Source organism: Streptomyces sp. NPDC050997 (assembly GCF_040660135.1).
Taxonomy (GTDB): domain Bacteria; phylum Actinomycetota; class Actinomycetes; order Streptomycetales; family Streptomycetaceae; genus Streptomyces.
Map to the genome: position 1 here is coordinate 198,048 of NZ_JBFAGK010000002.1, position 13,591 is coordinate 211,638.

Annotated in this window: 8 protein-coding genes; 5 read left to right on the top strand and 3 right to left on the bottom strand. The window is 67.4% G+C overall.

Features of this window, described 5'->3' with window-relative positions; all coding sequences use genetic code 11:
• Nucleotides 1–116: 116 nt before the first annotated feature.
• Both AB0H86_RS04000 and AB0H86_RS04005 read right to left on the bottom strand, forming a co-directional pair.
• Nucleotides 117–497 carry a hypothetical protein gene (locus AB0H86_RS04000; protein ID WP_362432651.1) on the bottom strand — a complete coding sequence of 127 codons (381 nt, stop codon included), beginning with the start codon at nt 495–497 and terminating at the stop codon, nt 117–119.
• Nucleotides 498–693: 196 nt separating this feature from the next.
• The gene (locus AB0H86_RS04005) at nt 694–3,387 is read right to left on the bottom strand and encodes a transglycosylase domain-containing protein (protein WP_362432653.1); all 2,694 of its coding nucleotides are present in this window, start codon (nt 3,385–3,387) and stop codon (nt 694–696) included.
• Nucleotides 3,388–3,762: 375 nt separating this feature from the next.
• Between AB0H86_RS04005 and AB0H86_RS04010 the strand changes: the two genes are divergently transcribed.
• The 3 genes from AB0H86_RS04010 (at nt 3,763) to AB0H86_RS04020 (ending at nt 7,005) form a co-directional block, all read left to right on the top strand.
• Nucleotides 3,763–4,443, top strand: coding sequence for a PadR family transcriptional regulator (locus tag AB0H86_RS04010; RefSeq protein ID WP_362432655.1), 681 nt, complete (start codon nt 3,763–3,765; stop codon nt 4,441–4,443).
• A gap of 44 nt (nt 4,444–4,487) precedes the next feature.
• Complete coding sequence (locus AB0H86_RS04015; protein ID WP_362432657.1) at nt 4,488–5,570, top strand: inositol-3-phosphate synthase; 1,083 nt, start codon at nt 4,488–4,490, stop codon at nt 5,568–5,570.
• A gap of 148 nt (nt 5,571–5,718) precedes the next feature.
• On the top strand, nt 5,719–7,005 hold the full coding sequence (locus AB0H86_RS04020) for an MFS transporter (RefSeq protein WP_362432659.1): 1,287 nt from the start codon (nt 5,719–5,721) through the stop codon (nt 7,003–7,005).
• A 47-nt stretch (nt 7,006–7,052) separates the two neighbouring features.
• On the opposite strand, the gene AB0H86_RS04025 is transcribed toward AB0H86_RS04020, so the two are convergent.
• Nucleotides 7,053–8,495 carry a CCA tRNA nucleotidyltransferase gene (locus AB0H86_RS04025; protein WP_362432662.1) on the bottom strand — a complete coding sequence of 481 codons (1,443 nt, stop codon included), beginning with the start codon at nt 8,493–8,495 and terminating at the stop codon, nt 7,053–7,055.
• A 257-nt stretch (nt 8,496–8,752) separates the two neighbouring features.
• On the opposite strand from AB0H86_RS04025, the gene AB0H86_RS04030 reads away from it, so the two are divergent.
• Nucleotides 8,753–11,113 (top strand): DUF6049 family protein, encoded by a 2,361-nt coding sequence (locus AB0H86_RS04030; RefSeq protein ID WP_362432663.1) that lies wholly within the window; start codon nt 8,753–8,755, stop codon nt 11,111–11,113.
• A gap of 44 nt (nt 11,114–11,157) precedes the next feature.
• The gene (gene murJ / locus AB0H86_RS04035; protein ID WP_362432664.1) at nt 11,158–13,473 is read left to right on the top strand and encodes a murein biosynthesis integral membrane protein MurJ; all 2,316 of its coding nucleotides are present in this window, start codon (nt 11,158–11,160) and stop codon (nt 13,471–13,473) included.
• Nucleotides 13,474–13,591 lie beyond the last annotated feature (118 nt).

Sequence of the window (13,591 nt, forward strand, 5' to 3'; positions counted from 1 at the left end):
CCTCGGCCGTCCAGGCCCGTCCTCTCCTCGGCCGTCCGAGGCACGTCCTCCTGCCATCCGAGCAGGCGTACGAGAGTGGTGCGGGCCCACACGGCCCGCACCACCATGGAACCGGCTCAGGCCGTGTCGCCCACCCAGTAGCCGCAACCGATGATCTTGTAGCCCTCGTACTCGCCGTAGCAGGCGTTGTAGCGGACGTACGTGCCGTCGGTGATGTCCAGGTTCACGTCACGCGTGGTGTCGACACCACTGGCGTTCCAGTAGGTGAGGTGACGGGAGCCGTACTCGATCTCCGAGACCGCCGAGTGTCCGTCCTTGTTGTTGTCGAGGATGTAGAGGTGCTCTCCGTCATCTTCGAAGAACGTCCGAGAGCCGTTCGAATTCGCACCCGCATCCCAGCCGATCGAGTCCCAGTCGAACGCCTGGGCAGCGGTACCCACCAACGTCAGGGCGGCCGCGATGGGCAGCACGACGAGAGAGCGCTTCAGTGCGCGCAAGATTGCAGTCCTTTCAGAAGGCCTTGCTCAATCCTAGAACAAACATTCGAACGAAATTCTAAGATCATGCCGGCACGACGTCAACGTATTTGACCCCGGAAATGAATCAAGGGTGGCCACCACGGCGTTCAGCGCGTGGTGGCCACCCTTGCCTTCAACTACCCGGGCAGCGGCCGGACTTCCGGATCAGCCGGGGTCAACCCGTCGGGCCTGCGAAGAGGCCTCCGTTGCCGTTGCCGTTGCCTCTGGTGCTGCCTTCCGACTCCGTGGCCGTGGGTGAGGAGGTCACACCCCCGTCGGTGCCACCGGTGTCCGTACTGCCGGTGTCGCCGGTGCACTGGAAATCGAACTGGCAGGACTCGCTCTCCGAGGGCGTCGGGGAGGCCTCCGACTCACTGGGCGTCGGGGTCGGCGTCGGGGTCGGCGTCGGAGTGTCGCTGACCGTGGGGGTCGGAGTGGGGCTCGGGGCGTCGTTGATGACCTTGCCGATGGGCGCCGGCGTCGGGAAGGGCACCGATTCCGTGCCCTTCAGCGCCTGCTCCATGTAGTCGTGCCAGATCTCGGACGGGAACGAGGCACCGTGGATCTTCTTCTGGTTACCCGTTCCGTACATCTTCAGGAACGTGCGGTTCTTGCTCTTCTCGTTGTCGTCGTAGCGGAACATGTTGATCGACGTGGCCAGCTGCGGGGTGTAGCCCACGAACCACGCGGACTTGTTGCCGTCGGTGGTACCGGTCTTGCCCGCCACCTCACGGCCGGTCAGCTGGGCGTTGCTACCCGTGCCGTCCTCGACCACGGTCTTGAGCACGTCCGTCACGTTGTCGGCGACATCCTCCTCGAACGCCTGCTTCGTCTCGTCCTCGTGGGTGTAGATCGTGCCGTCCTTGCCCGAGACCTTGAGGACGGAGAAGGGCTCGCGCTGCTTTCCACGGGCCGCGAAGGTGGAGTACGCGCCCGCCATACGGATCGCGCTCGGGTCGGAGATGCCGATGGAGAAGGACGGATAGCTGGTGCCGGTCAGGCTGCCCTCCAGGAGACCCGCGTCGATCGCCGACTCCTTCACCTTGTCCAGCCCGACGTCCATGCCGAGCTGTACGAAGGCGGAGTTCACGGACTCCCTCATGGCATCGCGGAGGTCGATCTTGTAGCCCGGGGGAGAGCCGTACGACTTCTGGCCGTCGTTCTCCTGGAGCCACTCCTCGTCCTTCTCGTTCTTCCAGACCGATCCGTCGTATTCCTTGATCTTGAGATCGTTCTGGCCGCTGTACAGGCTCTGCGGATTGACCTTGGTCCGCTCGTCCTGGGCCTGGTTCTCTGGGAGGTCCTTGTCCCGGACACCCCACTTCATCGCCGCCGCGAGCACGAACGGCTTGAACGTCGAGCCGACCTGGGCACCGGTGACATCGGCGTTGTTGGTGAAGTGCTTCGTCGCGTCCTCACCGCCGTAGATGGCCTTGATGGCCCCGGTCGCCGGGTCCACGGAAGCCCCGCCGAACTGGACGTACTTGTCCGTCTCGGGGCGCTCCTTGGGCTTGATGTTCTTCTTCTGAACCTTCTCGACCGCGGCTTTGAGCTCGTTGACCTTCTTCTTGTCGAAGGTCGTGTAGATCGACAGGCCGCCCTCGCGCAGCTTCCTCTCGGTGATTCCCGTCTTGTCGCTGTTCCTGACCAATGAGGCGTTGGCGAGGTCGACGAGATAGCCGACCTGGCCACTCAGCTCGTTGTTCGAGCGCGGGTTCTTCCAGTCGGGGAGCTTGGTGTACTTGGCGCGCGTCGCGGCGTCCAGATGTCCGTACTCGACCATCTTGTCGAGGGTGTCCTGCATCTGCCGCAGGGCCCGCCTACTGTTGGCCTCCTGGGTGGCGGCCGTGTCGAAGGACGTGGCACCCGCGGGGTCGTAGTACGTGGCGCCCTTGAGCATCGCCGACAGGAAGGCACACTCGCCCTCGTTCAGCTTGGCGGCATCCTTGTCGAAGTACGCTCGCGCGGCCGCCTGAATGCCGTAAGCCCCGCGACCGTAGTACGCGGAGTTCAGGTAGCCCTCCATGATCTTGTCCTTGGACACGGTGGAGCCCACCTTGACCGAGACGAAGATCTCCTTGAACTTACGCGAGACGGTCTGGGACTGGTCGTCGAGCATCGCGTTCTTCACGTACTGCTGGGTGATGGTGGAGCCGCCCTGCGTCTCACCGCCCCTGGCCATGTTGAACACAGCGCGGGCGATGCCCTTGGGGTCGATGCCGCTGTCGGAGTAGAAGGTCTTGTTCTCCTGCGAGATCACGGCGTTCTGCATCGCCTTGGGGATCTGCGCGAGATTGACCTCCTGCCGGTTCGTCTCACCGCCCGTGGCGACCATTTCGGATTTGTCGGACCAGTAGTAGACGTTGTTCTGGGCCCTGGCGGTGTCGGCGAGGGTCGGAACGGTGACCATGGCGTACGCGATGCCCGCGACGGCCACCATGCTGCCGAAGAACCCGATGAACAGCCCGGTGACCAGCTTCCACGACGGCACCCAGCGCGCCGCGCCGTACTTGCCGGCGCGCGGGTAGTCAATGATCCGCTTCTTGTCGTAGGCGGTCGCGCGGCCACGTCCGGGTCCACTGGGACCGCCGGGGCCGCGTCGGCCGCGTCCGGCGGGCTCGGCAGCTTTGCGCCGGCCGCCGCTGCTGCTTCTCTGTGCGGCCCTGCGACTCTCGGCGCGGCCGCTGTACGAAGACTCCTCGCCTCCCGGACCATACTCGTGGGAACTGGTCCCATAGGAGTCGGACAGAGATCCGGTGGCGCCTCGAGGTGCCGCACGGCGGCCGGGGGACGAGCCGGACTGGCCGCGTCGGGCCGCGGCACGTCCGCCTCCCTGCGGCTGCGGCGGTTTGCGACGGTGCTCGCTCATCGAACGACTACTCCTCGGGCAGGCGCACCCTTGCGCGCCTGGAAACGGCGGCTGGTTTCCGGTCCCCCCGAAGTACGGATGCGGTCGGTTGCGCATTCATCCGTACTGCACCAAAGACAACGACGCCCCCCAGGCGTCACTCGGTTCCCGGTGGTGTGCATGGCGCACAGACTACGCACCGTCAAAACCCTCCTAGCCCCGAAGTTCACCCCAAATCAGGCAACTCGCCCCCCGTGAATCAGTGATGTGATCCCGTTCACCATCCCCCCACTTGTCGCATCCGGAAGGCCGTTCTATCGTCGTGATGTATCGAGTCGATACATCGGCTCGGCATAAAGACCGTCACGGCCCGACCGCGGCAGAGAGGAGGCGACCATGAGCCGGCGTTCCGGGATCCTTGAGTTCGCCGTACTCGGCCTGCTCCGCGAGTCCCCGATGCACGGCTATGAGCTGCGCAAGCGACTCAACACATCGCTGGGTGTGTTCCGTGCGTTCAGCTACGGGACCCTGTACCCCTGCCTCAAGACGCTGGTCGCCAACGGCTGGTTGATCGAAGAGCCGGGGCACACCACCGAGGACGCCCTCGCCGCACCACTCGCAGGGCGTCGAGCGAAGATCGTCTACCGGTTGACGGCGGAAGGTAAGGAGCACTTCGAGGAGCTCCTCTCGCAGACCGGGCCCGACGCGTACGAGGACGAGCACTTCGCTGCTCGCTTCGCCTTTTTCGGGCAGACCTCTCGTGATGTGCGTATGCGCGTCCTGGAGGGCCGTCGCAGTCGGCTCGAGGAACGCCTGGAGAAGATGAGCGCCTCACTGGCGCGCACCCGGGAGCGCCTCGACGACTACACGCTTGAGCTCCAGCGCCACGGGATGGAGTCCGTGGAGCGCGAAGTGCGCTGGCTGAACGAGCTCATCGAGAGCGAGCGGGCGGGCCGGGACCTCAAGGGCCCCGGCCACGGAGAAACCGCTCGCGACACAACAGAGGGAGCGCCGGGCGTTCTGCCCCGGACCGGGGACACCCCCGGCCCGGATACGCCCGGCGACACCACCATGTGAGGCCCCTGCCAGGGCCTCACTCGTACACACAGGGAGCAACCGGAATGGGTTCGGTGCGCGTAGCCATCGTCGGCGTGGGCAATTGTGCCGCGTCGCTGGTGCAGGGAGTGGAGTACTACAAGGACGCCGACCCGGCGTCGAAGGTCCCCGGCCTGATGCACGTCCAGTTCGGCGACTACCACGTCGGGGACGTCGAGTTCGTCGCAGCCTTCGATGTCGACGCGAAGAAGGTCGGCCTCGACCTCTCGGACGCCATCGGTGCCAGCGAGAACAACACCATCAAGATCTGCGACGTCCCGAACAAGGGCATCCAGGTCCAGCGTGGCCACACCCTCGACGGTCTCGGCAAGTACTACCGCGAGACCATCGAGGAGTCCGACGAGGCCCCCGTCGACATCGTTCAGATCCTGAAGGACAAGCAGGTCGACGTTCTCGTCTGCTATCTGCCCGTCGGCTCCGAGGACGCGGCGAAGTTCTACGCCCAGTGCGCCATCGACGCCAAGGTCGCCTTCGTCAACGCCCTTCCTGTCTTCATCGCCGGCACCAAGGAGTGGGCGGACAAGTTCACCGAGGCGGGCGTCCCGATCGTCGGCGACGACATCAAGTCGCAGGTCGGTGCCACGATCACGCACCGGGTGATGGCGAAGCTGTTCGAGGACCGCGGTGTCCGCCTTGAGCGCACCATGCAGCTCAACGTCGGCGGCAACATGGACTTCAAGAACATGCTGGAGCGCGACCGCCTCGAGTCCAAGAAGATCTCGAAGACGCAGGCCGTCACCTCGCAGATCCCCGACCGCGACCTGGGCGAGAAGAACGTCCACATCGGCCCCTCGGACTACGTGGCCTGGCTCGACGACCGCAAGTGGGCGTACGTCCGTCTCGAGGGCCGTGCCTTCGGTGACGTCCCGCTGAACCTGGAGTACAAGCTCGAGGTCTGGGACTCCCCGAACTCCGCCGGCGTCATCATCGACGCGCTGCGCGCCGCGAAGATCGCCAAGGACCGCGGCATCGGCGGCCCGATCCTCTCGGCGTCCTCGTACTTCATGAAGTCCCCGCCGGTTCAGTACTTCGATGACGAGGCCTACGACAACGTCGAGAAGTTCATCAAGGGCGAGGTCGAGCGCTAGCGAGACAGAGCTCCGCGCTCCACCGAGACAAAGCACTGCGCGGCGGCGAGACAGCGCGCCGCGTGCGGAAATCGCTCCTGCCAGAGCTGTTGAGGGTCCTCCGGGTGGTACAGCCCGGGGGATCTCCCCGTGTGTGAGGCTGTGCCCCATGTCCGTCGTGCGTGATCTGCGCGTCCTTCTCCGCCTCCGGAACTTCCGACACCTGCTCGTCGTGCGCCTGCTTTCCCAGGGCGCCGACGGTGTCTACCAGATCGCGCTCGCCGCCTACGTCGTCTTCTCACCGGAGAAGCAGACCTCGGCCACCGCCATCGCCTCCGCGATGGCGATCCTGTTACTCCCGTACTCCCTGGTGGGCCCTTTCGCCGGCGCCCTCCTGGACCGCTGGCGCCGCCGCCAGGTCTTTCTGTACGGCAACCTGGTGCGCGCCCTGATGGCATCGGCCACAGCCGTCCTGATGGTCAGCGATGCTCCCGACTGGCTCTTCTACCTCTCCGCCCTGTGCGTCACCGCTGTGAACCGCTTCGTCCTGTCCGGCCTGTCCGCCGCGCTGCCCCGGGTCGTCGACGCCGAGCGACTGGTGATCGCCAACTCCCTCTCCCCGACCGCCGGAACACTCGCCGCGACCGCCGGCGGCGGTCTCGCCTTCGTCGTACGGCTGGCGGTCGCGGATTCCGACGCGGCCGTGGTGCTCCTGGGAGCCGGGCTGTATCTATGCGGGGCTCTCGCGTCGCTGCGCATCTCACCGGAACTGCTGGGGCCCGACAGCGAGTTGGTGCAGCCTCGTCTGTCGACAGCGCTCACCGGCACCGCCCGCGACCTGGCAGCGGCGGTACGCCATCTCGCCGCCCCCTCACGCAGGGAGGCCGCGTGGGCGCTGGCCGCGATGTCGTTGATGCGGTTCTGCTACGGCGCCCTGCTGGTCATGGTGCTGATGCTCTGCCGATACACCCTGACGTCCGATCCCGAAGACGGTCTCGCCCTGCTGGGGCTGGCGTTGGGTATCTCCGGCGCCGGCTTCTTCGCGGCTGCGGTCGTGACGCCATGGGCGGCGGGTCGGTACGGGCCCGGGCGCTGGATCATCATGTGTGCCGCTGCCGCCGCCGTCCTGGAACCCGCTCTCGGCCTCCCGTTCGCCACAGCGCCCGTACTCGTCGCGGCATTCGTCCTGGGACTGATCACCCAGGGCGCGAAGATCGCCACGGACACGATCGTGCAGTCCTCGGTCGATGACGGCTTCCGAGGCCGGATCTTCTCCGTCTACGACGTGCTCTTCAACGTCGCCTTCGTGGGCGCCGCAGGTGTCGCCGCCCTGATGCTGCCGCCGGACGGGCGCTCGGTGCCCCTGGTGATCACCGTCGCCGTTGTCTACGGGGTGGTCGGGGTCATGTTTCACGTGAAACAACACCCCTCGGCACATCCGGACTCTCCCCGGTAGGGAGCCGGGGTCGTGTTTCACGTGAAACACGACCCCGTTTCACGGCCTCAGCTCTGCTCGGCCCACCACTCCTTGAGCGCGGCCACCGCGTCATCGTGCTCCATGGGCCCGTTCTCCAGCCGTAGCTCCAGCATGTGCTGGTACGCACGGCCGATGGCCGGGCCCGGGCTGATTCCCAGGATCTCCATGATCTGGTTGCCGTCGAGGTCCGGACGGATCGCGTCCAGCTCCTCCTGTTCCTGCAGCTGGGCGATCCGCTCTTCCAGACCGTCATACGCCCGCGAGAGCGCGGCGGCCTTGCGCTTGTTCCGCGTCGTGCAGTCCGAGCGGGTCAGCTTGTGGAGGCGGTCGAGCAGGGGTCCGGCGTCACGGACATAGCGGCGGACCGCGGAGTCCGTCCATTCACCGGTGCCGTAGCCATGGAAACGCAGGTGGAGTTCGACGAGACGCGAGACGTCCTTCACCAGCTCGTTGGAGTACTTCAGCGCGGTCATGCGCTTCTTGGTCATCTTCGCCCCGACCACCTCGTGGTGGTGGAAGGAGACCCTGCCGTCCTTCTCGAAGCGACGGGTTCGCGGCTTGCCGATGTCGTGCAGCAGTGCGGCGAGACGGAGAGTCAGGTCGGCGCCGTTCTCCTCCAGAGCGATCGCCTGCTCCAGAACGATCAGCGTGTGCTCGTAGACATCCTTGTGCCGGTGGTGCTCGTCACTCTCCAGGCGCAGCGCCGGAAGCTCGGGCAGCACGTAGTCGGCAAGCCCGGTGTCCACCAGCAGCGTCAGGCCCTTGCGCGGGTGCGTGGAAAGGATCAGCTTGTTCAGCTCGTCCCGGACCCGCTCGGCCGAGACGATCTCGATGCGCCCGGCCATCTCCTTCATGGCCGTGACGACCTCAGGGGCGACCTCGAAGTCGAGCTGGGCAGCGAAGCGCGCGGCCCGCATCATCCGCAGCGGGTCGTCCGAGAAGGATCCCTCGGGAGTGCCCGGAGTGCGCAGCACTCGCGCCGCGAGGTCGTCGCGCCCGCCATGGGGATCGATGAACTCCTTCTCCGGCAGCGCGACGGCCATCGCGTTCACGGTGAAGTCGCGACGAACCAGATCCTCCTCGATGGAGTCTCCGTACCTCACCTCGGGCTTGCGTGAGGTCCGGTCGTACGCCTCCGACCGGTAGGTAGTCACCTCGATCTGGTAACCGTCCTTCTGCGCCCCGACCGTGCCGAAGGCGATCCCGACCTCCCACACGGCGTCCGCCCACGGTCGGACGATCTTCAGTACGTCCTCGGGGCGGGCGTCGGTCGTGAAGTCCAGGTCGTTGCCGAGCCGGCCGAGCAACGCGTCCCGGACCGAGCCGCCGACCAGGGCGAGCGAGAACCCGGCCTCCTGGAAGCGGCGGGCGAGATCGTCGGCGACAGGCGCGACCCGCAGCAGTTCACTCACCGCGTGGTGCTGCACCTGGCTCAGGGCGCTGGAGGTGTCTTCGTTGGCGTTCGGCACAACAGAAAAGGGTACGTGGCCGGGGCGACGGTGAGCGCCTCCATTAAACGCGCACAGACCCTCCACTCGGCCCTGAGCAAGATCTGGCCTCGAAAGGCACGGAAGCGACCCCCTTTATACGTACACATTCGGGACAGCACGACGTCGTTTCCCGATCTTGTGGAGCAGTCCGCGGCACTTCCCCTCAGCGCGCATCGTTACCATGCGTGGACGCACATTCCGACGACCACTGACGACGACGAGGGACGGGCGAGCGCGTGGCCGAGGCGGCAGACTTCCAGGGGGCCAGTGCCTCACCTGCCCGCCGCTGGCTGCGGCGCACCGCAGCCCTGCTCGCCGGGGCGCCCCTGCTGGCCGGACTGCTGCAGCTGCCCACCGCCACGCCTGCGCAGGCCGACGACTCGGGCACGGTCTCCGTGGCCCTCGACGCACTCACTCCCAGCGCCCCCACGGACGGCGACACGGTCATCGTGTCGGGCACGGTGACCAACACCGGCAAGCAGGCCGTCACGGACGCCCACGTGGGGCTGCGGGTGGGTCCGGAGCTGACCACGCGCTCGGCCATCGACAACGCCGCCAAGAACAGCAGCGACATCCAGGCCGCCACCGGCTCGGAGATCGGCGGCAAGTACGTCGAGAAGTTCCCCAAGCTGACGCCGGGCGTCGCCGAGCCCTTCTCCATCTCGGTACCGGCCGACGCACTGGACCTTGGAGACAGCGGCGTCTACCAGCTCGCCGTCTCCCTCTCCGGGGAGACATCCGCGCAGCACTGGGAGCAGGTGCTCGGTATGGAGCGGACGTTCCTGCCGTGGCAGTCCGACGAGGCCGTCACCAAGACGAAGAGCACGTACCTGTGGCCCCTGATCTCCACCGCCCACATGACGGCGGAGACAGGCTCGAACGAGCAGCAGACGCCTGTCTTCCTCAACGACGACCTCGCCAAGGAGATCTCTCCGGGCGGCCGCCTCGAGCAGCTCCTGACACTGGGCAAGGACCTCGACGTCACTTGGGTGATCGACCCGGACCTGCTGGCCTCCGTCGACGCGATGACCCGCACCTACCGGGTCAGGTCAGGTGACACGACGCGGGCAGGCACGCATCAGGCGGTCGCCAAGCAGTGGCTCGCCGGACTGCAGGAGGCGGTGGCGACCAAGGAGGTCGTCGCCCTCCCCTTCGCCGACCCGGATCTCGCCTCCCTCGCGCACAACGGCACCAGCGTCACCGGCTCTCTCAGCCATCTCAACGAGGCCACCGATGTCGCCTCCACCACGGTGCGGACCGTGCTCCATGTGACACCGAGCACCGACTTCGCCTGGCCGGTCGAGGGCGCGGTGGACCCGTCGATCGTGAAGGTCGCCACCTCCGCCGGTGCCGACAAGGTGATCGCGCGCAGCGACAGCCTGCAGGAGACAGGCAGCCTGCCGTACACACCCTCGGCCGCCCGTCCCATCGGCGGCGGCACCACGGCGGTCGTCGCGGACGCACGGCTGTCGACAGCATTCCGGGGCGACCTGACGAAGGCCTCCGCCTCCACACTCGCCGTGCAGAAGTTCCTCGCCCAGAGCCTCGCCCTCGACCTTCAGACGGACAAGCAGCGCAGCGTCGTCGTCGCCCCCCAGCGCATGCCGTCGGCGCGTCAGGCCCAGGCGATGGCTGAGGCGCTGACCGCCCTGCAGAGCAGCAACTGGTCCCAGTCCCAGGAGCTCACCGCGGCGGCCGCCGCCAAGCCGGACCCGGCTGCCACCACGACCGTGCCGTCGACGTCCAGGTATCCCTCCTCGCTGCGCAAGCAGGAACTGCCTCGGTCCGCCTTCCTGGAGATCGCGACCACACAGGACAAGCTCGACAACTTCAAGGTGATCCTCAGCGACCAGTCCCGGGTGGTGACCCCCTTCGGGCGGGCCGCGAACCGTGAGATGTCCACGTCCTGGCGCGGCCGGCCCACCGAGGCGAGTTCCTTCCGCAGCGACGTCGAGGTGTACGTGGACGCGCTGACCGATCAGGTCAAATTGATCGACAAGTCCGAGACCAAACTCTCCGGACGCAGCGCCACGATCCCGGTGACCGTGCAGAACAACCTGGTGCAGGGCGCGGACCACCTGGTGCTGCGGCTCACCTCACTGAGCCCGAAGCGCCTGGAGATCGGCGACGACTCCTACTACGAGCAGCCTGTCGAGGTCTCCGGCGGTCACAGCCAGACGGTGAAGTTCACGACGACGGCGAAGGCCAACGGCCAGGCCAGGGTGGTCGCCCAGCTGTACACGGAGGACGGGCAGCCGTACGGCCAGCCCGTCAAGTTCGACGTGAGGGTCACCGAATACACGGCAACTGTGATGCTGGTCATCGGCGGCGGTTTCCTCCTGCTCGTTCTCGCCGGCTTCCGGATGTACACCCAGCGCAAGCGCGCGGCCGCCCGCGAGGCCGAGGAGGACGGCCCCGACGAGACGGGCGAGGCCGTCGACATCCCGGAGAACCCCGACGGCGGCGACGGTCGTCCCAAGGGGGAGTCCGGCACTCAGAGCCGGACGGACGATCCGCAGCAGCCGAGTGACCCGGCACCGGACACCGCAGGGGAAAGCGCCGGCCCGTCCGGCACGGGTGAGAGAGTGGACCGTTGAGGTTGTCGTGGCCGGTGGGCCCGGGACGATGAGGTGGGGTAACCATGAACGCGCCGTATGACGGTGACCGCGGCCAGGCCGCGGGCGGCTCCGGCGACCCCGAGGGCCCGCTGCCCCAGGACGGCCAGGTCCCGCCGCCGTCCCCCGCCGACATGTACCTCCAGGACGCCTACGACCAGGACCCCTACCGAGCACAGGACATCTCCACCCAGGATCCGGTCGCCGAGGCGCTCTACGACCGCGCCGCGCACCCACCGCCGACTCCGGGCACGTACCAGCCCCAGCAGCCTCTGTACTCCCAGCCTCCCCAGTCGCCGTACGCCCCTGACCCGAATGTGTGGGCGCAGACCCCGGCGCCCGAACCGGAGGGCCCGACCCAGTACCTGCCGTACGGCGACGACCCCCGCACCACCCAGTTCGTGGGTGTCGACGACCTGGTGACCCAGGCCGGCGAGGAGCGCCACGAGCCGGATGCCTTCGCCCATCTCTTCCGCGACCAGCAGCAGGGTGGTGGGCAGTCGTCGTATGAGCCACCGCCGGTGCCCGGCCCGGCGTCGGCTCCGCACGTGGGCCAGTACCCGGCGGCGACACCCCCCGTCCAGGGCCAGTACCAGGCACCGATGCCCCAGGGTCAGTACCAGGCAGCGCCCACCCCTCCCGTGGCTGAGGTGCCCGCTCCGGCGGCACCGGCTCCGGCACCGGCCTCCGCCGCTCCCGCGGCGAAGAAGAGCGGCCGGGCCACGGGCCTGCTGAAGTCGAGCGCCGTCATGGCCGCGGGCACGATGGTCTCCCGCCTCACCGGCTTCATCCGCTCCGCACTGATCGTCTCGGCTCTCGGCGTCGGCCTGCTGGGCGACACCTTCCAGGTCGCCTACCAGCTGCCGACGATGATCTACATCCTGACCGTCGGCGGCGGCCTCAACTCCGTCTTCGTGCCGCAACTCGTGCGTGCCATGAAGGAGGACGAGGACGGCGGCGAGGCGTTCGCCAACCGACTGCTGACCCTCGTGATGGTGGCCCTGGGCGCACTGACCGTCCTGGCGGTCCTCGGCGCACCGTTCCTGATCCGCCTGCTGTCCGACTCGGTGGCCAGCGACCCGGCGGCCAACGAGGTCGGCGTCACCTTCGTCCGCTACTTCCTGCCCTCGATCTTCTTCATGGGCGTCCACGTGGTGATGGGGCAGATCCTCAACGCACGCGGGAAGTTCGGCGCGATGATGTGGACGCCCGTCCTGAACAACATCGTCATCATCGTGACGCTGGGCATGTTCATGTGGGTCTACGGCACCGCGGCCGACTCCGGCATGAAGGTCACGACCATCCCGCTGGAGGGTCAGCGGCTCCTCGGCATCGGTGTTCTGCTCGGTCTCGTGGTGCAGGCGCTGGCGATGATCCCGTATCTGCGTGAGACCGGCTTCCGGCCGCGGCTGCGTTTCGACTGGAAGGGCCACGGCCTCGGCAAGGCCGTCACGCTCGCCAAGTGGACCGTCCTGTTCGTCCTCGCCAACCAGGCCGGCGCGATCGTCGTCTCGCAGCTGTCCACCGCCGCGGGAACCGACTCTCCGGTCGACGGCACCGGCTTCGCCGCCTACGCCAACGCACAGCTGATCTGGGGCCTGCCGCAGGCCATCATCACCGTCTCCCTGATGGCCGCCCTGCTGCCGCGCATCTCCCGCTCCGCGGCGGAGGACGACCCCGGAGCCGTCCGCGACGACATCTCCCAGGGCCTGCGGACCACGGCCGTCGCCATCGTCCCGATCGCCTTCGGCTTCCTCGCACTCGGCATCCCGATGTGCACGCTGATCTTCGGCTCCTCGGGCATCAGCGAGGCCACGAACATGGGGTACATGCTGATGGCCTTCGCCCTCGGCCTGATCCCGTACTCCGTGCAGTACGTCGTCCTGCGCGCCTTCTACGCCTACGAGGACACCCGTACTCCCTTCTACAACACGGTGATCGTGGCCGTGGTCAACGCGAGCGCCTCGGCGCTCTGTTACGTCGTACTGCCGCCCCGCTGGGCCGTGGTGGGCATGTCCGCCTCGTACGGTCTCGCCTACGCGATCGGTGTCGGTGTCGCCTGGAACCGCCTGCGCAAGCGGCTGGGCGGCGACCTGGACGGCAATCGCGTGCTGCGCACATACGCCAGACTGGGCATCGCCTCGGTGCCTGCTGCCCTGCTCAGCGGCGCTGCCTGCTACGGCATCGCCCACTCGCTCGGCCAAGGCGTCCTTGGCTCCTTCGCGGCCCTGATCGCAGGCGGCGCGGTGTTGCTCGGGGTCTTCTTCGTCGCGGCTCGCCGCATGCGCATCGAGGAGTTGAACTCGCTGGTCGGCATGGTGCGAGGGCGCCTGGGGCGCTGAGGCGGGGGTAGGCGCACAACCATCGTCCGCCACCGCGTGTCGTGCATAGCGGCGGACTGTGGGCACAATTGGTTTCGGCGTCGCATGACGCGCAATGGATGGGGAGGCAGGGACGACG